Below are 23,454 nucleotides of genomic sequence, written 5' to 3'. Positions count from 1 at the left end.
CCACCGATGAATAATTCCATGATTAGTGCCAAGGTTTCCATGACCGCCATACAGCAACGACTGGATGTCATTGCCGATAATATTGCCAACGTGAATACGGCAGGCTATAAAAGCAAACAAGCGGCCTTCGAGGATGTGCTGACCCGGGTGCAACAACAACCGGACAAGTACAAATTGGATGGACGCTCCACACCGATGGGATATAACCTCGGTTTTGGCGCTCGTTTGGCGGATGTGACGAAGGATATGTCTCAAGGCCCCTTGAACGAGACCGGCCTTCCGACCGATCTGGCCATTGAAGGAAATGCCATGTTTGCAGTTGAAGCGAACGGGGAGAAAATGTGGACACGTCAGGGTGCATTTCATTTTGTGCCTGATACAAGACCTAAGCCTACTCCGAATTCACCTGATATGATGGTGATGGTCAATGGTGAAGGCCACTTTGCCCTGGATCGTCAAGGTAATCGTATTACGGCACCGAATAATAGCAAAGTTGCTTTTGATGAAAATGGCAACCTGTTAATCCGACGTGGTAATGGGGCGAACGCAACCATTGGGGCACAACTGCAAGTGGTAGACATTGAACGCCCTGAAGGTCTGGTACAATATGCGGATAACCTCTTTGGCTTGGATGCGGGATTAACCGAGGATGATGTATTTGGCGCTAATGCAGCTACACGTCAAGCGGTTGCCATGATTCGTCCAGGATATCTGGAGCAATCCAATGTGGATATGACACAGGAGATGTCTTTGCTTATGCAAGGACAGCGGACATATCAACTGGCGGCAAAGGCGCTAACTTCAAGTGATTCCATGTTGGGTCTTGCCAACAATATGAGAGCGTAAAAGGTGAATGTGATGACAGAAACACAGCAGCAGAACAGTAAGCCGGAGAAAAAGGAAGTCAAGAAGAAGAAGAGTGGATGGCGCATCGCAAGATGGTTCCTGGTTCCGGTCCTGCTTGTTCTTGCCCTTGCTGGCGGAATGGTAGCTGGATATGTGGTACTGGGCAAACAGGATATCGGTTCCGTATGGCAATGGAGTACATGGGAACATGTATATAATCTGGTGTTCGCTCCATAATGTAACGAGTTAAGCGAAAACTCCTGCGCAGGCAGGAGTTTTCTTTTTGATGTTGAAAACAGTATAATGATGGATGACGTTTGACGTCACAAAAGAGGCCTCCCCTGCGAAAGACATTCGTCATCGCGAAGAGAGACCCCTTATCTTAACCTTCACTACTGCAGTCATGAAGGATATAACTAGTGTTAACCGAAAATATGCTTTCCATACAAAAATTTAAAATTAAAAACCCATTTATATGAGCTTCGACTTGATCATAATCAGGTTTTCCATGTTCGCACTAAAGTCAGTGGAGGGAACGGAATCGTTCGAAAGAAGCGAAGCGCTCGCCTTTGTTTCCTAATGTTATCCATCTGAAAATAATTCAGAAACATTAGGAAACAACAGCGATCGAAAGAACGATCCGTAACCGTAACGGTCACCTATGCGCACATGAAAAATCCATGATGAAGAACGCTCATATAAACATCCTGAGAGGAGATTACACTGTGCTCGATATCAAACAGATTCAAGAAATCATCCCGCACCGTCCGCCGTTCCTGTTGGTGGACAGAATTTTGGAGATGGAAGATGGTAAACGTGCCGTTGGTCTGAAGAACGTAACCATTAACGAACCATTCTTCATTGGTCATTTCCCTGAGTATCCGGTAATGCCTGGTGTTTTGATCACCGAAGCATTGGCTCAGGTTGGTGCAGCGGCTATGTTGAACCTGGAAGCGAATAAAGGCAAGATCGGCTTTTTGGCGGGACTGGACAACTTCCGATTCCGTGGACAAGTTGTGCCCGGAGATACGTTGATTCTGGAAGTGGAGATTACACGCCTGAAGGGTTCGATTGGTAAAGGTAAAGCAACCGCCCGTGTAAACGACAAAGTGGTCGCTGAAGGCGAGATTATGTTTGCACTGTCTGACCCAAGCTGATTACATACGTGAGCATCTACATCATGCAGGAACGTAGAGGACCGAATGATACAAGATGCTGAAGTAACTCAGCACACCTGAATTTATATAGACGGAAGGGGTTTATCGGAATGAAACAGTTAAGCACAGCAGCAGCAGAGACGTTGCAGCAATGGTTGGAGGATGCTTCGATTGATGAAGCAACGAAACAGGAGCTTCGTGACTTGCAGGATCAGCCGAAAGAGCTGGAGGAACGTTTTTACAGAAACCTGGAGTTTGGTACAGGTGGATTGCGCGGAGTCATTGGTGCCGGAAGCAACCGGATGAACCGTTACACCGTAGGTCGGGCAACGCAAGGATTTGCGCGTTATTTGCTTGAGCAGCATGGTGACCAGGAAGGCAAACCTTCTGTTGTCATTGCTCATGATTCCCGTCATTTCTCACCTGAATTCACACTGGATGCTGCGCTTGTACTGGCTGGAAACGGCATTGTAGCCAAGCTGTTCCCATCCCTGCGTTCAACTCCGGAGTTGTCATTTGCAGTGCGTCATCAGAAGGCTACTGGCGGAATCGTTGTAACAGCGAGCCATAACCCACCGGAATACAACGGATACAAAGTCTACAATCATGAGGGCGGTCAATTGGTACCGGATGAAGCGGAAAAAGTCATTCGGTACATCCAGGAAGTGCCTTCCCTTGCTGACGTGAAAAAGCTGACGCAAGAAGAAGCAGAAGCGCAGGGGCTCTTGATCTGGTTGGGTGAAAACCAAGACCAGGCGTTTGTGGATACCGTAGCAAGCCGCAGTCTGAGCCGCGAGCTGATCCAATCCGGCATAGGCCGTGACTTTAAAATCGTTTACACACCGCTGCACGGAACGGGCAACATCCCTGTACGTCGAGTGCTGGAGCAGATCGGATTCGAGCAAGTGCACATTGTAGCTGAACAGGAACAGCCGGATGCTGAGTTCTCTACTGTGAAATCCCCTAACCCGGAAGAACGCGAAGCGTTTACGCTTGCAATGAAGCTGGGGGAATCTGTGGGCGCTGACATTTTGATCGGAACAGATCCAGATGCAGACCGTATGGGTGCTGTGGTGAAAGACAACGATGGCAAATATTTCGTCTTGTCTGGTAACCAGTCTGGTGCCATTATGGTACATTACCTGCTCAGTCGACTGCAAGAGACAGGAACACTGCCAAGCAACGGAGCGGTTATCAAAACGATCGTAACAAGTGAGATGGGTGCTGTCATTGCTGAACATTACGGTGCAGAAGTGATGAACACACTGACAGGCTTCAAATATATTGGTGAAAAAATGAACCAGTTCGAAGCAACAGGCAGTCATACCTTCTTGTTCGGATATGAAGAGAGTTATGGCTACCTTTCAGGCAACTATGCCCGCGACAAGGATGCTGTCCTTGCCTCAATGCTGATTGCTGAAGCTGCTGCGTATTATAAGAGTCAAGGCAAGACACTCTATGATGTCTTGCAAGAGCTGTACAACCAATTTGGATACTTCTTGGAGAAGCTTGAATCCCGTACGCTGAAAGGCAAAGACGGCGTAGCTCAGATTCAGGCCAAAATGACGGACTGGCGTTCCAATCCGCCACAAGAAGTAGCGGGAATTGCTGTAAAAGATGTACTGGACTACTCCCTTGGTCTGGACGGTCTTCCGAAGGAAAACGTACTGAAGTTCATTTTGGCAGACGGTTCATGGTTCTGCTTGCGTCCTTCAGGAACAGAGCCGAAGATCAAAGTATACTTCGCTGTTCGTGGAGAGAATTTGGAAGATGCGGAAAGCCGGATCGAGCGTCTGGTGACTACAGTGATGTCGCGTGTAGACGCACAATAATACGAATGCAACAATGAGCAAGAACATGAGAAGGCCTCTCCGCACCGTAAGGTTGGTTGGCGGAGGGGTTTTTCTTTGAAATAATATTACAGATGGCTCTATATAAATTGAACTAAACGTTTACACGAGAACGTAGAGGACAGAAATAACCTGAAGAAGTGGAACGTTCGCCTTTATCGCCAGATTTTCACCTTCATAAAATTAATCAAAAAATCGGGGGATAACAGCGATCGGAAGGTTGTTCTGTCATCGAAGTGGCAAGTGTAAATAATGCTTTAGTTCAATCTATATAGCATATATCAGGGCTTGTTGACACAAGCTGTTTGTAACCTATTGTATGAATGTTAAATGAACGAATTACTTGAGCTGAACGTGCATTTGGTTCCAACACTTGAGGAGGTACATGTAGTGCGTCAAAAATGGCTTTATTGGAATAACGCTTCTCGGAAGTGGTTGTGGCTCGTCGTTATTATCGGTCTGGTTGCGTCCATCCCTGTAATCAGTGATCGGGTGCAGACAGAATCTTCTGCCAAAAAGGTGGAGCTTGTCTTCAACTATCGAGGTCTGCTGGATATCTCCGCGTATCAGGCACATCCGCAAGATTTCATGAATGAACAATTGACTCGTCTAAAAGACGCAGGCGTAACAACGATGGCTGTGTTCGAAAGTACATTGGACGAGCTGAGAAAGACACGCCGACTAATGGTATACAACGGCCAGGATCTCGCGAATCTGACCAAAGATGTGATCCCTTCTAACGCAAATTACACATATGTGTTATTTACATCAGAGGAAAACGCACAGACGTATACCCCTATTATTGAACAAACGTTCGCTGATCGGCAGATTCCGGTGCAACCATGGGAATATGAAGGTCGTAGCGGCTTAATATTGCAGACTCCTCCGGAGAATGCCAACATGCAGCCTTTGCAGCCCGATCCGGTTGCCGTGAAGATGCTGCGTGATAAAGGTTTCTACATTTTGCCGCGGATCTCGGACAGTGTGCCCTACAGCCAGGAATCAATGGAGCGCTTGCTTACCTTCTTCGAAGAGAATGGCGTAAAGCGCATCTTGTTTGATGGTGATGCTGTGAAAGGGTACAATGATAATGCAGACATGAAAAGTCTCGACCAATTCGCACAGTTGCTGAATAAGCACAATATTGGTCTTGCAGCCATTGAAAACTTGAAGAAACCGCAGTCTGGATTCCAGACCCTTGCTTATAAAACGGATTACAACGTTACGCGTCTGTACTCGCTTAGTGATGGAGATGCCAATCTGGACGTAGACACGATCGCTGACCGTTTTGTTCTCGCAACTAAGGATCGCAACATTCGTATGCTCTATATGAATGCATCGCCAAGTCGCAATACAGCCAAGGCCATGATTACAGATCCAATTGAGAATCTGATCAACAGCCTGGGTGAGCCGGGTCATGCCGTAGAACGCATGGCAAAGCATGGATTCGAGCTAGGACAAGCTGAGGCATTTACAGTTAAGGATTCCTCGATTCAGCGTTTTGCCAAGCTGGTTGCTCTTGTTGGTGCAATTGCCATGATTGCACTTATGGTTTCTTATTTTATCCCACTACTGACCTTGATCGCATTTGTGGTTACTTTGGTGGGCAGTGCAGGATTGTTCCTCTTGAAACCAACGCTGCTAGAGCAAGGAATTGCCTTGCTTGTGGCCATAGCCGCGCCGACCATAGCGATGGTGCTGGCCGTTCGTACAGTGAACTATCAGCAACAGCGTCAACCCGACGCATCTGCGGGTCGTCGTTTAAAACAGACTATAGTTTTATATATAAGAACTTCGATTCTGTCGTTCCTGGCCGTACCTTTTGTTATCGCGTTGCTTAACAGCATTACGTACAGTCTGGTGATTAACCAGTTCCGTGGCGTGAGTCTGTTGCACTTTGCACCTATGGCACTGGTAGCGATCTATATTGTGTTTTATCGTGGTTCGGGTTCGTTCTCTATTAAGAAAATTAAAGAAATGCTTCGTATGCCAATTAATGTTTTAATGGTTGTTTTGGCATTGGTTGCTGCCGTTGTTGGGTACTATTACTTGAGCCGTACAGGCAACTCGGGTTCAGTAACACCATTCGAGATGTTCCTTCGTACCACGTTGGAAGATACGTTCGGTGTGCGGCCGAGATTCAAAGAATTTATGCTGGGACACCCGCTATTTATCGTTGGCGTGTTCGCCGCTTTAAAATATCGTAAAGTCATCTTTGTGCTCATTATTGCAGCGATTGGACAGTTGTCCATGGTGGATACGTTCGCGCATATCCATACGCCGGCTGTATTGTCACTCATTCGTGGAGTGATGGGATTGGGACTTGGCTTAATCTTCGGTATCATTGCTGTGGGTGTGTGGCAAGTAGCGGAAGGATGTTGGAAAAAATGGTCACCACTTCTCAAAAGTTAGTCATCTCGGGGTATTACGGATTCCGCAATAGCGGAGACGAAGCTGTGCTAAAGTCGATTTTGACAGCGCTGGAAGAGGAAAGCCAAAGGTCGAACATAACGATTGAACCTATAGTTCTCTCGGGTGATCCTGAGTCGACAACCGCCATGTACGGTGTGCGCTCCGTGCATCGTATGAAATTGAAGGAAGTCCGTGAAGCACTCAAGGAGAGCGATGGGTTAATCAGTGGTGGAGGAAGTCTATTGCAGGATGCAACTGGACTGAAATCCATTCCTTATTATCTGGGTGTAATCAAGCTGGCCCAGTGGCTGAAAAAACCAACGTTTATCTATGCACAGGGGATTGGCCCTGTGAATCGTAAAATTTTTAATCCAATGATCAAATCGGTCTTCAAGGCCTGCACCTATGTATCCGTTCGGGATGAACAATCTGCAGACTACCTGCGTGGGCTGGGGCTACAGTGGAATCAGATCCATGTAGTACCCGACCCAGTAATGGGCCTACCATTACCTGAAGCAAAAGTGGAGAGTGGCGCAGGTGCTGATTCAGCAGATGCTTCTACTCAAGCTAATCGAGTGGAGCCTTCATCTGGAGGACATACCAAGCTTCCTGTGATCGGCGTATCAGTACGTTTCTGGGAGTCAGACCGGAAGGAACTTACGGCTATTGCCGCCGGATTGAAAAAGCTGTGCTCCAAAAGAGCGGTGCACTTGCGTTTTCTGCCATTTCATTTGCCAGTGGATGAACAGGCATCACGATTCCTTATGGAAATGCTAGGTGATGTGACCAGCAAAGGCAGCGAGATTAGCATCACAGAAGATCTGACCGATCCTCAGCTTATGCTAGAAGAAGTCGGCAAGTGTGATCTTGTTATCGGTATGCGTCTGCACAGTCTGATCTATGCAGCTTCGCAATATGTGCCTCCGGTGGGTATCTCGTATGATCCGAAAATTGATCAATTCCTGCTTCGTCTGGACAGTGAACCAGCAGGAAATACGGATACACTCGATGGCGACAAACTCGCCAAGACTGTTGTTGGACTGCTGGATCAACGTTCACAGTGGTTGAAGGAACATGAAGAAGGCATCACCCAACTGAAGCAGGAAGCCAGAGTGCCTGCACAGCAGATTATTAACTATTTAGGCCGCAAAGGATGAGATAAAGATGAGTCAGACCGGATCAATACCTACCGTTTCGATCTATGGCATTCCCTTTTCCAAACTGACGATGAAAGAAACGGTAAAGGTTCTCCAGGAAGCTGTGCTGTCCAAGCAGACACCACATCAGGTCATTACAGCCAACCCGATTATGGTTATGGCCGCATTAGAAAATCCCGCAATTATGGAAGTCATGCAAGCTGCGGAATTGATTGTTCCTGATGGAACAGGTGTCGTATGGGCTGCAAACTATTGTGGAGATCCTGTAGCTGAGCGAGTGCCGGGTTTTGAGCTTTTACATGAATTGCTGCGTGTTGGAGAAAACTATCGATGGGGCGTATATTTACTCGGCTCCACCCCTGAGGTGATTCAAGAAACGGCAGTTCGGTTACAACAGCAGTATCCGGCGATTCGAATTGTGGGTTATCGCGACGGTTATTTTGGTCCGGCTGAGGATGAACAGGTCATCGCTTCCATTCGGGAAGCGGCACCTGATCTGTTGTTTGTAGCACGTGGGGCCGACACACAAGAACCGTGGATTCACAAACACAAAGATGCCCTACAGGTTCCCGTAACCATGGGCGTTGGCGGCAGCTTTGATGTGATTTCGGGCAAAACCAAACGTGCACCTATGCTGTTCCAAAAGTTAAGACTGGAGTGGTTCTATCGCTTATTGCGTGAACCAAGCCGGGCTGGCCGGATGCTTGCTCTTCCGAAATTCGCTGTTAAGGTGATGCAGGACAAAGAAAACGTGACAAAAGTCCGTTAAAAACAGGTAATTAAGAGATAATTGCTTGTTTATGCTAGAAATTGAGGATGGCTTTTCGGGTGTGATGAGCGTATAATTCATTCCGGATTACATGTGTGCCACTCCATGAAAACAGAAGCGTTACACTTGGCACTACGATTGCAAGGCTACCTGTCGATTGCTGTTATACCCAGATTTCTTTTTATCCTTTTTCAAAGGATGAAATCCGGTGATAAATGCGAACGTTACACTTCTCTAGGTTTTCCTTGCACTCTCCGTTATCGTGTAACAAAATTTTTCATCTAAAGTGACTAACAAATAATTTTTTTATATATAAAAAGAGATCAGGGGATTTATAATTTCGTACAGGTATTATAATTGGGGGTCGAATGTTCAAATGGTAGCGATCTTTATCATTGGATTTATCGTGTCAATGGGACTGGCTCTTGCCCTGACACCACTTGTCAAAAAGTTCGCAGTCCGCATTGGCGCAATGGATACGCCGAATGCACGTAAAGTTCACACACGGATCATGCCACGTCTTGGTGGTCTAGGGATATTTCTGGCCTTTATTATTACAGTTGCTGCATTGCTTCCTTTTGTATCGGCATGGTTCACAACTCGGGACATGAGTTTTGTCAGTGCGTTTCTGATTGGTGGAACAATTATCGTGCTGATCGGAGCACTCGATGATCGGTTTGAACTGTCGGCCAAAGTGAAGTTGCTTGGTCAGATCGTTGCTGCTTCTGTCGTTGTATTCGGATTTAATATCCGGGTAGATTTCGTTAACATTCCTTTTCAGGATTCCTATTCTTCACTCGAAGCTTGGGTATCCATTCCGCTGACGATCTTATGGATTGTTGGTGTAACCAATGCGATTAATCTGATAGATGGTCTGGATGGTCTGGCTGCCGGTGTATCTGGTATTGCAATTGGTACCATTGCCGTGATGTCCTTCCTGATGGGTAACATGATGATCGCCTTGATGTGCCTTGTGTTGCTGGGTAGTATCATCGGATTCCTGTTCTTCAACTTCCACCCGGCTAAGATCTTCATGGGGGATACAGGATCACTATTCCTTGGTTTCTCTCTGGCGATGCTGTCTATGCTCGGATTCAAACAAATTGCTATCGTGTCCTTCATTACCCCGCTGATCATTATCGGTGTGCCGCTCTCGGATACCTTCTTCGCGATCATCCGTCGTGCGGTACAGCGGAAACCGATATTTGCACCGGACAAAGGCCACCTGCATCACTGCCTGCGTGAACTTGGATTCAGTCACCGTCAGACGGTACTGATCATCTATGGAATTGCCGCGTTCTTCGGAGTTCTGGCCATTATCCAATCGTCCGCCGCCATGTTTGAAGCGAACTGGGTAACATTCGTGGTCATCTGTATTATGATGTTCTTCCTCCAAGTAGGAGCAGAAGTCATCGGACTTGTTAGCAAAACGAGAAGACCGGTTATCAACTTCCTGATGCGCATGCGCGTCAAGTTGAATCCGGAGACTCGTTCGAAATCATAAATAGATAAATGTAATGGTTACAGCTATTCTTGAATATTATTCCAGACCCAACCTTATCCCTTGTGGATAAGGTTTTTTGTTTATTTTGAGATTTTTACTAAATAATTGGAACCTTTTGCCGATATATAAAGGTAACTGACTTAAAAAGAGGAGAGATGATTGAATGCAACGTACGAAGAAGCCGTTAATCTGGCTGATGATGGTGGCACTGGTTGTATCTCTAATACCAGCTGGCCTTGCACCAGTCGCATCGGCGGCGGGACAGACAAGTTACTTTACTCCTGATAATGCTGGGAATGTCCAATTGAAAGATACAGTAGGCCTCAAATTGACTGGAACCGGCACGGATGTGCTATCGCGTTCAACTGCTTTTGTGGTAACTAGTAGTGAACAGCCTGTAACCGGTACGTTCACGAATGTTACAGGCTCCACTTTGGGTGCCAACGTTCAACTCATGAATCTTAAAGATGGAACTTGGGTTCCAGATAGCACACGAGTAGCACCAGCAGTTGTAACAGTTGATCCGGATCGTCCGGATAACCGCTTTAAAGCAACACTAACATTGTTTGCCGGTATGAATAAAGTTACGTTCACAGGTTCACAAGGACCAAGTGAAAGATCAGAGAGTTTTTATATTTTGTATGATTCTGTTCCATATATTGAAAAATTGCAAGTTCTTGGAGGAGCAGACAACCTTGATCTGAATGAAGGATCTCAAGTGGTCGTGGATACAGGCGAAGTAACACTTAGTGGTGTTGCCAAAAACTCATCCAAAGTTACGGTCTCCCTGAATAATGGTGAGTCTCTTCCAACCGCTTTGCAACCGGATGGACAATTTTATTCTCCGATGATGCGACTGAAGGCTGGTTTAAATGATGTGAAAATAACTATTGAGAGTGGCGTGGACAAGAACGTCTTCAATTACTCATTGTTATACTATGATGAAACCAACCCATACTCTAAATTGGATCTGATAGAGGGCGTGGCTCCAGGTGCTTTGGCTCAAAGCATGTTATCTACTAGACCGACTTATGGAGGAAATCCTGCGGAAGCCAATGTGAAGGTGGAATTGCTTGTCCCAGACGATGAGACAAATGCTTTACCACAAATTACAATTGATGGTGCAATCAACTCTACAATTATTCCAAATGTTGTACCGATACCGAGTGTTGGAGTCAATACACCGTCCTATGCTTTGATTTCTTTTGATATCCCATCGATTACTTTTACCAGCTCCGGAACTCCTGCGGAATTGGATCGTTTGCAGAATCATTCACTTACTGTGAAATATGGTAAAAGCACGGCAACAACAAATATGAACTTTCAGTATTTGGCAAATGAAACAGTCATTACAGATCTGAAGTATCTTAGAGATTATAAAGGAACAGGTGCAATTCCTGATGGTGTACCTTTGACAGGTGCAAGTGTCAATGCGGCGGATTTCTACATTTTGGTTGAGACAAGTAGAAATCCAAACGGTGCAGTGTTATCAGCTGAGTATCTTCCAAGAGGAACTAGTGCGATAGATCTGCAGTTCGTTCAGCAAGTTACGCCAACCAAATATATTTATCAAATTAAAGGCTTCAAAAACGGTAATCAGACAGTTCAGTTTAAATTTGATGGATCGGCGTCAAGTCGCAATGCAACCATTTCGTTTGCATCCAAAAATTATATTTTCGTAAGTAATTTATCGGATGGTCAAACATATGATATGAACTCAAAGGCGACCGATGAAATTACAGTTGAAGGTAAATATGTAGATTTTGCGACACTGGATAGCAATTTCTTCGTAGCTGAAATTTTTGCAAATGGTGTCAAAGTATATTCTACTCATCCCCAGAATCCAACTGGGACAACAGCGCCACAACAATTGCTTACCTTGGGTAGCGATGGTAGCTTTAAGGCTATTATTAAAGTAGACGGAGACACGGGACCTCTTTACTTCGGGGAAAACCGTATTGTACTTACAGGTACCGGTACGGGAGATAAGGGGCAGTTAAACGAAGTTTCCAAAGAATTGCGCATTTATATCAATGACAATAATGTGTCTACCATTAAAAATCTACAGCCATCACCAAGTAGAGCTCGTTCAACATTTTTGGAACCCTTTAATCCTGACGATCAATGGGTGAAGAATTTATTCAACCTTTCCACCGATTTTACATTTGCTGATAAGAAGTACACCACAAGTCTTAAAAATTTCGATTTGGCTATTCGTGGTGCAGGAGCTACTCGTATGAGTCTGAGTATGGGTACCCAAAATATATTTACACTGAACATACCAGAAGGATCTGCCGGAAGTACAACATGGGAAGACCCAGAAATTTCTGCTGAGTATGCTTTGAACAACGGTACAGTTATTGTTGATCGTACCGGTAGACAACAGGATTTTGTAGTACGTCTAAGAGATTTGAAGGCAGAAACTCCGGGCACATATATCTATACCCTTGACCTATATAACAAAACTGGTGCTAAAACAAGTCAAAAGATTGAAGTGGTAAGGGAAGCTGCTGGTTATCGCATTATATCCCCACAACCCACTTCTGGTAGCCAAATTGTTGTTAACAAAAACTTTGTTCACTTTGATATTGAAGCTGAGGGAGCAACTTCGATAGTCATAGACAAAGAAACGGCTAAAAAACTTCAAGGAACGGAATCTGACCGTTTTGCTCTCGACTATGTTGGACTCAAAGCGGATAAAGTGAATAAAATTAAACTTACTATTGATCGTAGTGGTGTAAAGACCACCGATACAATTGAGGTGTATTATACGAGTGCTGCAGGTGTGGATTCACAGTATATGGCACCTAAAGTTGCAAATAAATACTCTGCATTCAACAAGCAATTAGAACTGAGTTTTCCAAAAGGGACAGTAATGGAGAGCACAGACAATAGTGGAATTGCTAAGTTTTACCCGAATAACAAGTTGCTATTTGGTATTGCAGACCCGAATACGGGAATTGTGGAACGTCGCAATGACTATGGCAGTATCGTTGGTTTTAAAACAGAGGATGGAGATCCTAATCCATTAAGCGTACCAGACGAATATTATAGAAGATTCTCTGCTATAACAGGTGATTCTGTAAACTTTAGTCCAATCTCAGAGATTTATTGGATTAGTGGTGGTCTCGGGGAATCTGGAACCAGAGGCACTGATAATTACAAGGAGCCAACGAATGGGATTGGTCCGTATACTTTGGATTCTTTGTATGGTAATCCTTTGACGCCTACTGAACGCAAAATTAAACCCTCTGTTCGTGGTTCGTTGACATTGACATACGATTCAAATGTCGTTGATGACGCTGGTTCTACAATATCGGTCTTCTACTACTCTCCAAGTCGAGAATGGAAACGAATCGGTGGAGAAGTTGATTCCAAGAAACACACAATTACTGTACCATTTGATAATTTTGGTTATTACAAAGTAATGAAATTGAGAAGAAGTTATAACGATATTACGAACCATGGATGGGCCAGAAATATTCTTAATGCATTGTATGCCAAAGGCTTTATGACACCATTGCGATTTGAACAATTCGGTACAGATGATCGGACATCCAGAGGTGAGTTTGCTACACTTCTGGTAAAAGGATTGAATTTGCCTATCACTTCGGACAGCAGAAGAACCTTTACGGATGTAGCTCCTGGAACGAGTTCCTTCACTTGGGATTATGACAGTATTGAAACAGCAGCTAGAGCAGGGATTATTACCGGTTTGACCGATGGAGTATTTGGTCCGGACCGTCCTCTCACACGTGAGCAGGCAGCTGTTATGATTGCGAGAGCGCTTGAACTCAAATTAGCCACAAATGATAGTAAACTCCAAAGTGCATTGGCCAAGTCTTTCATTGACTCAGGTAGCATGGAAAACTATGCGGGACCTTCGGTACAAGCTGTTACCAAAGCGAAGATTATGGAAGGTTCACCAGTCACAGTAACAGGTCAGAGCAAACCACAATTTGCATTTAATCCCAAAGGCAATCTGACACGTGCAGAAGCGGGTAAAATTGCAGTTGAATTGCTCAAAAAGAGCACAAAAGTATTCCCTAAAAACTTAAGCTAGTTTTGAGATGGATTAATGCATTTTAGGAAGGACCTGCCCCTTATTTTGCAAGGGGTGGGTTCTTTTTATGACTGTGAAGCAACTCATATAGAACTCTTTTATAATAGAAGAGATCTGTTTTTTACCAATAACTATTTTTGTAATTTGTTAGAGATTAAGATACAATAACGGTAAATACACAATGATCTAGAGGGTGAAGTTAGCTAATGAAACCGATTTATTCGAGAGCCCAATTGGGTTACATGAAGGCAAAGACACAGTTCGAGAAGCAGGCAGTCATTCTGGAGAAAAAGTTGGAAGATACACGTAAGAAAGAGGAAATCTCTCAGGAAGTAATGGAAGGACTTGTACAGTCCACTGGCTTCCATGATGCGTATAACAGTCTGGTTCTGGCCGAGAATGAATTGATTGAATGGTCTCACACCACGATGAAGCATGAGAAGACATACCGGGAGAACAGACAACCAATTGACGATATGTATCTGAGATTGAATAGTGATCCGAATATGCGTGCTCAGATTATTGAATTGGCAATGAAGATTCGTTAATCGTTAGCTTATAGCAATTGTAGTGTTTCAAGAAGAGGTGCCCCTTGGGGCACCTCTTCTTTTATTTTTAATTTTGTAGAATTTGTCGCTTCATCGTGGAAAATAATGGGTATAAATAAACGTCTAAATCATTTCTTACGCAAGATGTTCTTGAAAAAATCATTATAAATACAGCTGTGATAAAGGTTTTGAATCTAATAAAGACCCGCACTGCATCAATACATAAATAAATTCAAAACTTTTTTTGATGAATCCGCAACTTTTTGAAATCTGTTGCGTTTAAGATGTAGAGTCGAAAACATTGGGCAACTTACCAAGAATGACCTCGTGAAGAATCTTGTCTATTTATTAGAAAAAATTGCTTTACGGCACGAGAGACCCATTGTATAATACGTAAGGTAGGATTAGGAAACTACTCTATTTACGTATGATTCTATCATTTATTATTGTTTACAAGTTTCTGTGATATGCTCACAGACATCATTTATTATTGTTTACAAGTTTCTGTGATATGCTCACAGACATCATTTATATTAACTTGCTCATAACTCTGGAAAGGGGGTGCGACAATAGAATGAGGAATACGAGCGACCCTATTAAAGAAAATTCCAATGTTATGAACGCCCAAGGAGGAGACAAAAAGGTTATGAAGAAAATTTTATCCGTAGCACTGTCTACAGCAATGGCATTCTCAATGTTTGCATCTGTAGCATTCGGTGACACAGCAGTAACACCACAACAACAGTTTGATGCATTGAAAGCAAAAGGTATCTTCAATGGTTACCCAGATGGCACAGCTGGTCTGGACAAAGAGATGACTCGCGCTGAGTTCGCAAAAGTTATCACTAAATTGCTCGGTCTGAAAGAGATCACAGGAACTCTTTCTTACACTGACAAAAACTACACAGCTAAAAACTGGGCTGTACCTTACATCGAAGCAGTAACTGCTGCAGGTATCATGGAAGGTAAAAACGTAGAGAAAAAAATCTTTGACTTCAACGGTAAAGTGACAGTAGCTGAAATGGCTACAATCTTGACTCGTGCACTTGATCTTGAAATCCCAACTGAAACTAACAACAATGCAGCAGCATGGGCTAAAGGTTATGTTCAAGCAGCGATCAACGCAGGTCTGATCGACGCTAACGCTAACTTCTCTGGTAATGCTTCCCGTGAATTGTTGGTAGGTGCAGCTTACTCCATTGATGAAGCTCAAAGCATTAAAGTTGAATCTTACACAGTATCCGAAGCTGGTAAAGTAGTTGAATTCAAAATCAGCGACGGCGAAACTGTAAAAGTAACTTTGGATAAAGCTCTTGAAGCTAACAAAGAAACTGAAGTGAAATTTACTTACAAAGATAAAACTTTCACTGAGAAAGTTACTTATGTTGTAACTGCAGCTCAAAAAGTTGTAAGTGCAACTGCTAACAACCTTAAACAAGTTGTTGTAACATTTGATGGTGATGTTGATGCTGATAGCGCTGAGCTTGAGTCTAACTACACAGTAGACGGATTCAAATTCAAATCTGCTACATTGTCTTCTGACAAGAAAACAGTAACTTTGTTGCTGCCAGCAGAACAAACATTCACTTCCCAAAAAGCTTACAAGTTGAATGTAAGCAATGTTAAAAACTCTGACAAATCAAAAGTGTTCAAAGAGACAGTAACAGTGACTCCAGTTGACACTACTTTGCCAGAAGTTTCAGAAGTAAAAGGCCTCGGAACTAAAGCTTTCAAAGTTGTATTCTCTGAGCCGGTTAAAGCTTCTTCTGTAAACACAACTTCTAACTTCCGCATCGACGGTAAAGCAATTTCTGGATATGTTAACTTCACTTATCCAAGTGTTGCAGTTATCACAACTGACCTGAGCGTTGGTAAACACACATTGACAGTAAATGGTGTTGAAGACTATGCAGGTTACAAACTTCTGCAAAAAGAAGTTGAGTTCGAAGTAGTTGAAGACACTACAGCTCCAGAAGTAGTTAGTGCTAAAGCTACAAACCTGAACAAAGTAGAAATCGAATTTAATGAGTCTGTTAAATCCGTGAGCAAAGCTTACCACACGTCTTCTGGTAAAACAGGAACTGTTACTGTTGAAGATAACAAAGTAACTGTTGACTTCGAAAACGACAACAAGCTTAGCTTGGGTGAAAACACAATTACTTTGGAAGGCGTAACAGACTATAGCAACAACTCTGCTACACGTACTTCTAAAGTGACTCCAGTGATTGACACTACTCGTCCAGAAGTTGCTTCTGTAACTGCTGAAGTTTACAACAACAACCACGTATTCACTATTGAATTCAGCAAAGCCGTTGAATCTACTGATGTTGCTAAAACAGCAAACGCTAACTTCACTTTGAAGAATGAAAAAGGCGAACTGGTTACAACTAGAGGCTTCACAGCTGCTGGTCACCCAGTTAATGCTCCTAAATTCGTAGATGGCACTGGTAACAGACGTGTACAAATCACTACAATCGGTGAGTTGCCACAAGGTAAATATACTTTGGAAATCGCTGGTATCCGTGATATCGCTGCAATTGCAAACACAATGTTGCCATACACTACTACTGTAGATGTAAGTGACGTTGCTAAACCAAAAGTTAACGATGCTTGGTTCGTTCAAGAAAACACTGGTAATGGATCTTTGAAAGATCTGGATATCTACGTTACATTCAGCAAAGAAATGGCTGTAAGTGGTAACGGTAGTGCGATCGATCCAAACAAATATAACTACCAAATCAACGGTGGATCTTTGTTGCCGCTTCCTAACAACACTGAGGTAACTCAAGTAAATGCACAACAAGTGCGCATTTCCTTGCCTGCCAAAGAAAATGGATACCTGGCTGCAACTGATACTCTGAATCTGCGTATCGCTAATGTAGCAGATACTAAAGATAACTACATCGCTGGAAACGTAGTTTCTACGCCTGTTGTAGCTAAAGACTCCAGAAAAATTGGTGTTGAGTCTGCTAAAGCTGTATCTGACAAGAAAATTGAAGTTCAATTCAATGGATACTTGTCCTCTGTAAGTGCAAGTGACTTCGCTATCAGCGCGACTAGCGCAACTTACGGTTTGAAATTGAACAGTGTTGAGACTAAAGATGGTAACACTTTGGCTCACTTCGAAATCACTACAGGTCAATCTTTGGATGCAACAGCTTCCACAGCTAACTTTGTTACGATTCGTTCAGTTGAAAACATCCAATCTGTAAGTCCTAATGGTATTAAAGTTGGTACTGTTAACGAAGGTTTGAAAGATGGTATTGCACCTAAATTGGCAGCAAACACTACCCTCAATGTTGTTGAAGGTACAGTCCAAGCCAATGGTAAGAAACAATACACAGCTACATTGACATTCAACGAAGCTTTGAATGTTGCTAACAACACTACTGGTTTCTTGGCTCGCCTTGGCGGATCCGAAGCTACCGTTACTGCAGTTGCTGCTGGTACTAACAGTAATGAAGTAGTAGTTACATTTGAAGCTGCTGGTGATACACAGTTGGCTGGTTCTTATGTAGAACTGTACCTCAATTCTACAAATGCAACTAACAAATTTGTAACTGACAAATCCGGTAACGCTGCTGATGCTTCCAACGTTTCCGTACAAAGACAGTACTAATTTATAAGTTTTTTAGAGCAGACCCTTAGAGAAATCTAAGGGTCTTTTTTATTTGTGGTTTATTCGATAAAACACAACAACATCGTAACTTTCTCACCTTTCCAAACGTTTATACTATAAGAGCAACAAGCAACTTATGGGAGGTTTGGAAGTGAATCAAAAGAAAATGTTTGTAAGTTTGCTCGCGAGTGTCTTGTTGATCAGTTCAACGGCTGGCATTGCCATGGCGGCGAGCACAACCAATAAAACGTCTGCGACCAGTTCAAATAGCAGTACATCGAAGAAAACGACAACAACCACGAAACAGGTTGTACATACACTCGGTAACCTATCGGCTGTTAAAGTGACTGCACGAAGTTCCGTAAGATTAACAGATGTAAATATTTTGGCGCAGGATGATGGTAACGTGGTTACGTATACATTGTCTTACAAGAACAATGATAGTACCCCAATGATGATGCTCGATTACTGGAGCAAAGTGAAAACCAAGGGTGGAACATCGTTCTCGCCCAAACTGATCGCAAAAGATCAGGAAAAGAAAACAGTCGCGCCTGGATCAACAATTGACTTGACATATGTCATGAAAGTGGGTCGCGAGGTGAAACTCAGTGATCTGAACTTCCTCATCGTGAAATGGGATTTCAGTCAAGCTAACTATGAACGTACGCTGGGTAAGTTTAACGTGCCCGCATCCTATAGCATTACCACACCTGTAGGAAAACCAAAGACGGTTCGTCTAAGCGATTCTGCTGTGAAGGTGAAAGTGTCAGGTATTAAAGTGTTTCCAGGTGAAGATAAGAATCAGTATGTGAAAATTGGCGTGAATTTAAACAATATCAGTTATAAATTGCTAGAAAATCCGAATATCAAATGGATTTTACGTACGCCAAGTGGTACGAACTATCCGTTAACACCGGATAAAGACAGTACGAGTGTCAGTATTCAGGCTCAAGCTAATAAGGCTCTCAGTCTGATGGCATCTCTTCCTACGTCAGTGAAGCTGCAAAAGTCTGAGCTGTTACTTGTAGAGGAACAGGGTGAAGAGAAAAGTGTTCTGCCTGTTGCTGCATTGCAATTGCCAGAAGCTAGCAAAACGAATGTAGAGGTTGCTGCCAATCAACCAAACATTATTTCAGTTGAAGGACAACGACTGTCCACATTGCTTGAATCTGCCAAAGTCCGAATCGATGATGGTGAGTATAGTCTTAACCTTCAAATGAAGCTCAAGAATGAAGGTAAGAAAGCCATTAAGGTGCCGACATATACCTTCGAGGTACGAAATACAGACGGAACAATCTATCCGATTGAAACTAAAGCATTGGATACATTGAAGTTGAACCCGGGGGATATCAAGACAATTAAGCTCAGTGCAACCCTTCAGGGTGATGGAGATACGAGCAAAATCAAGTTGTATGTGATGAGTCCGGTAGACAAAAATGAAAGCACAGAATCCACAACGTCTTCTCCAACAAATGGATTTGTCTTCTCCTATCCTGTAGGTGTCTATGGGATTCCTGAATCTGTATCCAGTGGAGATGGATTGACAACCGAAACGGTCATTAAGAATAACAAAGGAACATTTGGTGTGTCTTTTGGATCGTTACAGCGGTTGCCTTGGCTTGATAGTGATATTATTGCCGCAAAAGTGACCATTCGTAATGCAGGTAACAAAACAGTTCAACTTCCTGAACTTGAAGCAATGTTTATGATTGATTCTGCTGAGATTGAAGGAGACAAGAAGTTAATCTACACACAAAGTGGCAAGCTACTTGGAGCCGGCATGACAACCGAGGCTTACCTTTTGACCAAGATTCCTTCTGAAATACGTATATCTCGTCTCGAACTTAGTCTAAACGAGAAAGTTAGTGAAGAAGAGACGAATGAGTGGATTACGTTAAATACGTCTGGATTAATTCCGCCTGTATCTTATGTTGGAAGCGGCAAGACATACACATCGGGTACTGCTGATAAAGAGACCGAAATGGGTGTGCGGAGAACGATTCGTTATCCGGGAACGTCATCGGACATCGTATATACCGAATTCGAGATGACTAACAAATCACTACGTCAAAGTGTTCTCGGTAAACTGGTAGGTTACTTCAAAACATCGGATGGCCAGTATTACAGAGCAACAGCGAAGCAAGCAGAGCGTCTGCCTGGACCGGGTCAAAAGTCGATTGTTACGTTCTGGGCTAAGATTCCGAAGTCCGTTACTTTCTCAGACCTGCGCCTGATTGTGGGTGAAGGTATTGCAGACAGCAAGTTTGTAACCGGTGAAGGTGAAGCGACGGCTTATGTGAATGCTCTGGCATTTGAAGTGCCGCCAACCTCCATTAGTGTTCAAGGCTCGTTGACCAATATTAATCTTTATCCTTACTCTTGGACTGCCAACAGTGTGAGAGCATATCTGGCAGGGAGTTCGTCTGTACAGATCGAGATGAATTACAGCTTATCCCGTAATGAAGAGATTGAGATGGGTGAGAACGAGCACAAGTTAATCCTTACAATGACGGACCAAGCAGGTAAATCATATGAGAAAGAGCTGACTTTGGGAACCGATCTGAAAGTGGGAACCAACCAGACACTGAGCTGGAGCGTAGAAGATAGCTTTTACGAGAAGTTGCGTGGTGGTTCATATCGCTTAAGCGTAGATGATCAGTTCCAGGGACAACGTCTTCGTCTTGCAGAACAGAGCTACGGATATGACTTAACCAAGCTTCCGAAGGAAGAACCGGTTGATTTGAGATAAATGCAGATATTCGAATAATCGTTAGATTTGTCCACAAGACCTCGTTTCCACCCCAAAGGAAACGAGGTTTTGCTTGTCGCATCCCTATTTTTTCTCTATAGTTAAAGTTAATAGATTACCAGAGGAGGAAAATGATTCACATGAAACCTTATATGAAAGTATCCCTTGCTGCGCTCGCGATTGGTGTTGGCGTGTGGGTTGGGTCGGTATACAGCAATACAGCCATCGGTGCAGGTACAAGCCAGCCAGGAACAGCAGACGATCCGGTTGTAACGAAGAGTTATGTAGACCAGCAGATTCAAAAAGCACTGGGTGGAGGCACTAACACAGGTTCTGGCAACTCATCTGGCAGCAATAACGGCTCTGCTGGAACCGGAAACTCAGGTAGCACAGGTGGAGACACTTCACTTCCTCCACTGGTCTCAGGCGCTTCTGATGCCGTTGAGATCGTAACGGTGAAGCCGGGTCAACAGCTGATTGGCAAGTCTGGCGCGGAGTTCATTGTACGTAGCGGTAAAGCTGTGATCGTCAGTGAAGGTACGAATGGTGTAGCTGATCTGACGGACGGGATTGACCTGACGAATGGACAGGCAGCGCCGACCAATCACCTGCTCTCTTTTCCAAGGGATGGACGGGGAATCACGGTATTGGAAGGGAACAAATACAGCTTAACCGTAATGGTTCGCGGTGGATACACTCTGAAATAGGATTTGTAGCTGTTAAAGGAATTATTCATTCGTCATACATTTCATTTGCTCAGATTACCCAGTTCTAACAATCATTAATACGGCTAGCGTGCCTTGTTCCTGCTCACTCTATAACTGTTGACAATCAATTAATGGAGGTGCAGGAACATGGCTAGAAGCAATCGCAAAGTGGTACCCGAAAGTCGTCAAATGCTGGATCAGATGAAGTATGAGATTGCTGCAGAGTTTGGTCTCAATGTAGGTTATGGTGGCAGAGGTTTGGCTGGTGCGGATACAGAATTTGGATCTGAACTGGGTGAAGTGAGTGATCACTCTTATGGGCAATACAAAGGGTGGGGACATCTGACTTCCCGCGAGAATGGATCGGTTGGTGGAGAGATCACCAAAAGGCTAATTCGTCAGGCAGAGCAGCACTTATAGGGCATTTTCCTTACCCCATTTCGTTTGACACGTCTTGACAAATACGTTAAGATGGCACTTGAGGTATGCAACCTTTTCCACTAGGGAAAGGTTGATTTTCGTTTGAGGCAATTACCTGAAAAATCCTTATCTTCGGTACTGCGGACTCTGCGTCCTTATTCCATTTTGGAAAGCTTCGAGGGTACAGTGAACGAATCGCTGTCATGTTTTGTTCGGGCAATCGCCATACTACTAGTTATGGGAGGTTGAAACTTCATGTCTGTTAAAGGCCGGCATCTATTTACATCGGAGTCTGTAACTGAAGGACATCCGGATAAAATCTGCGATCAGATCTCAGACGCCGTATTGGACGCGTTTCTTGCAAACGACCCCAATGCTCGCGTAGCTTGCGAAGTTTCCGTAGCCACAGGCTTAGTGCTTGTCATCGGTGAAATCAGTTCAGCTTCTGAATACGTGGACATTCCGTCCATCGTTCGTAATACAATTAAGGATATTGGCTACACACGTGCCAAGTTCGGTTTTGATTATAACACTTGTGCAGTTCTGACTTCTCTGAATGAGCAGTCCGCTGATATTGCCCAAGGCGTTAACGCAGCGCTTGAGAACCGTGACCCGGAACAAGTCGCTCGTGAAACAGAAAACATTGGTGCAGGTGACCAAGGTCTGATGTTCGGTTTTGCAACGAACGAAACACCTGAACTCATGCCTTTGCCAATCGCTCTGTCCCACCGTATCGCGCGTCGTCTGGCGGAAGTGCGTAAGAACGGTACATTGGAATATCTTCGTCCGGATGGTAAAACGCAAGTAACGATTGAATACGACGGTGACAAACCGGTACGTGTGGATACAATCGTGGTGTCTACTCAGCACGCTGAAGAGACTACGCTGGAGCAGATCCAAAAAGATATTAAAGAACATGTCATCTTGCCTGTCGTTCCAGCTGGATTGCTGGATGAGCAGACTAAATATTTCATCAACCCAACAGGACGCTTCGTTATTGGCGGACCTCAGGGAGATGCAGGCCTTACTGGACGTAAAATCATCGTAGATACCTACGGCGGTTATGCACGTCACGGCGGTGGTGCGTTCTCTGGTAAAGATCCAACTAAAGTAGACCGCTCTGCAGCATATGCGGCTCGTTACGTAGCGAAAAACCTTGTAGCTGCAGGACTTGCAGACAAAGTTGAAATCCAGCTCGCTTACGCGATTGGTGTAGCCAACCCGGTATCGATCAACGTGGATACATACGGAACTGGCAAAGTCAGCGAAGAGAAATTGGTTGAGCTCGTGCGTAACAACTTTGATCTTCGTCCGGCTGGCATCATTCGTATGCTGGATCTGCGTCGCCCCATCTACAAACAAACCGCTGCTTACGGTCACTTCGGCCGTACAGACCTGGATGTTCCTTGGGAGCAAGTGGACAAAGTAGACCTTTTGAAAACTCAAGCAGGTCTGTAAGCTTCTGTTCAACACGTGTAGAAGCCCAAGATTCCTATAAGGAATCTTGGGCTTCTTTTTTTGCATTAGTATTATGGATATCTCTAATTTCAAAAAAAGTTATATTTACATATAATAACTATTCGCTAATCAAATATTTCCTTTTTGCCGAAATACATAAAGAGGTCTATACATGGAATAAACAGTTGAATCTGG

Annotated in this window: 15 protein-coding genes; all 15 read left to right on the top strand. The window is 44.0% G+C overall.

All coding sequences use genetic code 11. The features are described from left to right. Nucleotides 1–6 precede the first annotated feature (6 nt). A complete protein-coding gene (locus tag ACETMN_RS30390; RefSeq protein WP_091012963.1) occupies nt 7–846 on the top strand; it encodes a flagellar hook-basal body protein in 840 nt (279 codons plus the stop codon). Between the two features lie 12 nt (nt 847–858). Continuing rightward, nucleotides 859–1,083, top strand: coding sequence for a DNA-directed RNA polymerase subunit beta (locus ACETMN_RS30385; RefSeq protein WP_017691949.1), 225 nt, complete (start codon nt 859–861; stop codon nt 1,081–1,083). 488 nt (nt 1,084–1,571) lie between these two features. Continuing rightward, complete coding sequence (gene fabZ / locus ACETMN_RS30380) at nt 1,572–2,003, top strand: 3-hydroxyacyl-ACP dehydratase FabZ (protein ID WP_062836974.1); 432 nt, start codon at nt 1,572–1,574, stop codon at nt 2,001–2,003. 110 nt (nt 2,004–2,113) lie between these two features. Next, a complete protein-coding gene (locus ACETMN_RS30375; protein ID WP_411735481.1) occupies nt 2,114–3,835 on the top strand; it encodes a phospho-sugar mutase in 1,722 nt (573 codons plus the stop codon). 408 nt (nt 3,836–4,243) lie between these two features. Continuing rightward, the gene (locus ACETMN_RS30370) at nt 4,244–6,265 is read left to right on the top strand and encodes a DUF5693 family protein (protein WP_091012973.1); all 2,022 of its coding nucleotides are present in this window, start codon (nt 4,244–4,246) and stop codon (nt 6,263–6,265) included. Further along, nucleotides 6,241–7,422: a polysaccharide pyruvyl transferase CsaB gene (csaB, locus tag ACETMN_RS30365; RefSeq protein ID WP_091012975.1), complete on the top strand. Its 1,182-nt coding sequence runs from the start codon at nt 6,241–6,243 to the stop codon at nt 7,420–7,422. The genes ACETMN_RS30370 and csaB overlap by 25 nt, the downstream gene beginning before the upstream one ends. A gap of 7 nt (nt 7,423–7,429) precedes the next feature. After that, complete coding sequence (locus tag ACETMN_RS30360; RefSeq protein ID WP_091012977.1) at nt 7,430–8,191, top strand: WecB/TagA/CpsF family glycosyltransferase; 762 nt, start codon at nt 7,430–7,432, stop codon at nt 8,189–8,191. A 376-nt stretch (nt 8,192–8,567) separates the two neighbouring features. After that, nucleotides 8,568–9,695: a glycosyltransferase family 4 protein gene (locus tag ACETMN_RS30355; protein ID WP_036612523.1), complete on the top strand. Its 1,128-nt coding sequence runs from the start codon at nt 8,568–8,570 to the stop codon at nt 9,693–9,695. A gap of 163 nt (nt 9,696–9,858) precedes the next feature. Continuing rightward, nucleotides 9,859–13,758: an S-layer homology domain-containing protein gene (locus tag ACETMN_RS30350; RefSeq protein ID WP_091012979.1), complete on the top strand. Its 3,900-nt coding sequence runs from the start codon at nt 9,859–9,861 to the stop codon at nt 13,756–13,758. Nucleotides 13,759–13,964: 206 nt separating this feature from the next. Next, nucleotides 13,965–14,306, top strand: a complete 342-nt coding sequence (locus tag ACETMN_RS30345) for a hypothetical protein (protein WP_047840687.1) — start codon at nt 13,965–13,967, stop codon at nt 14,304–14,306. A gap of 646 nt (nt 14,307–14,952) precedes the next feature. Next, nucleotides 14,953–17,925, top strand: coding sequence for an S-layer homology domain-containing protein (locus ACETMN_RS30340; RefSeq protein ID WP_256974933.1), 2,973 nt, complete (start codon nt 14,953–14,955; stop codon nt 17,923–17,925). A 151-nt stretch (nt 17,926–18,076) separates the two neighbouring features. Further along, nucleotides 18,077–20,674: a hypothetical protein gene (locus tag ACETMN_RS30335; protein WP_091012984.1), complete on the top strand. Its 2,598-nt coding sequence runs from the start codon at nt 18,077–18,079 to the stop codon at nt 20,672–20,674. Nucleotides 20,675–20,814: 140 nt separating this feature from the next. Further along, a complete protein-coding gene (locus ACETMN_RS30330) occupies nt 20,815–21,381 on the top strand; it encodes a hypothetical protein (RefSeq protein WP_091012986.1) in 567 nt (188 codons plus the stop codon). A 147-nt stretch (nt 21,382–21,528) separates the two neighbouring features. Then, nucleotides 21,529–21,801 carry an alpha/beta-type small acid-soluble spore protein gene (locus tag ACETMN_RS30325; protein WP_017691962.1) on the top strand — a complete coding sequence of 91 codons (273 nt, stop codon included), beginning with the start codon at nt 21,529–21,531 and terminating at the stop codon, nt 21,799–21,801. A gap of 255 nt (nt 21,802–22,056) precedes the next feature. Continuing rightward, the gene (gene metK, locus ACETMN_RS30320) at nt 22,057–23,259 is read left to right on the top strand and encodes a methionine adenosyltransferase (protein ID WP_036612510.1); all 1,203 of its coding nucleotides are present in this window, start codon (nt 22,057–22,059) and stop codon (nt 23,257–23,259) included. Nucleotides 23,260–23,454 lie beyond the last annotated feature (195 nt).

The organism is Paenibacillus sp. M2, assembly GCF_046713495.1.
GTDB lineage: Bacteria > Bacillota > Bacilli > Paenibacillales > Paenibacillaceae > Paenibacillus > Paenibacillus amylolyticus_B.
This window is presented reverse-complemented; position numbering and strand designations above follow the sequence as displayed.

What these genes read in the sequence shown, in the direction of transcription:
- ACETMN_RS30390 (WP_091012963.1), top strand. Translation starts at nt 7, where the DNA reads ATGAATAATTCCATGATTAGTGCCAAGGTTTCCATGACCGCCATACAG.
- ACETMN_RS30385 (WP_017691949.1), top strand. Translation starts at nt 859, where the DNA reads ATGACAGAAACACAGCAGCAGAACAGTAAGCCGGAGAAAAAGGAAGTC.
- ACETMN_RS30375 (WP_411735481.1), top strand. Translation starts at nt 2,114, where the DNA reads ATGAAACAGTTAAGCACAGCAGCAGCAGAGACGTTGCAGCAATGGTTG.
- csaB (WP_091012975.1), top strand. Translation starts at nt 6,241, where the DNA reads ATGGTCACCACTTCTCAAAAGTTAGTCATCTCGGGGTATTACGGATTC.
- ACETMN_RS30360 (WP_091012977.1), top strand. Translation starts at nt 7,430, where the DNA reads ATGAGTCAGACCGGATCAATACCTACCGTTTCGATCTATGGCATTCCC.
- ACETMN_RS30355 (WP_036612523.1), top strand. Translation starts at nt 8,568, where the DNA reads ATGGTAGCGATCTTTATCATTGGATTTATCGTGTCAATGGGACTGGCT.
- ACETMN_RS30350 (WP_091012979.1), top strand. Translation starts at nt 9,859, where the DNA reads ATGCAACGTACGAAGAAGCCGTTAATCTGGCTGATGATGGTGGCACTG.
- ACETMN_RS30345 (WP_047840687.1), top strand. Translation starts at nt 13,965, where the DNA reads ATGAAACCGATTTATTCGAGAGCCCAATTGGGTTACATGAAGGCAAAG.
- ACETMN_RS30340 (WP_256974933.1), top strand. Translation starts at nt 14,953, where the DNA reads ATGAAGAAAATTTTATCCGTAGCACTGTCTACAGCAATGGCATTCTCA.
- ACETMN_RS30330 (WP_091012986.1), top strand. Translation starts at nt 20,815, where the DNA reads ATGAAACCTTATATGAAAGTATCCCTTGCTGCGCTCGCGATTGGTGTT.
- ACETMN_RS30325 (WP_017691962.1), top strand. Translation starts at nt 21,529, where the DNA reads ATGGCTAGAAGCAATCGCAAAGTGGTACCCGAAAGTCGTCAAATGCTG.
- metK (WP_036612510.1), top strand. Translation starts at nt 22,057, where the DNA reads ATGTCTGTTAAAGGCCGGCATCTATTTACATCGGAGTCTGTAACTGAA.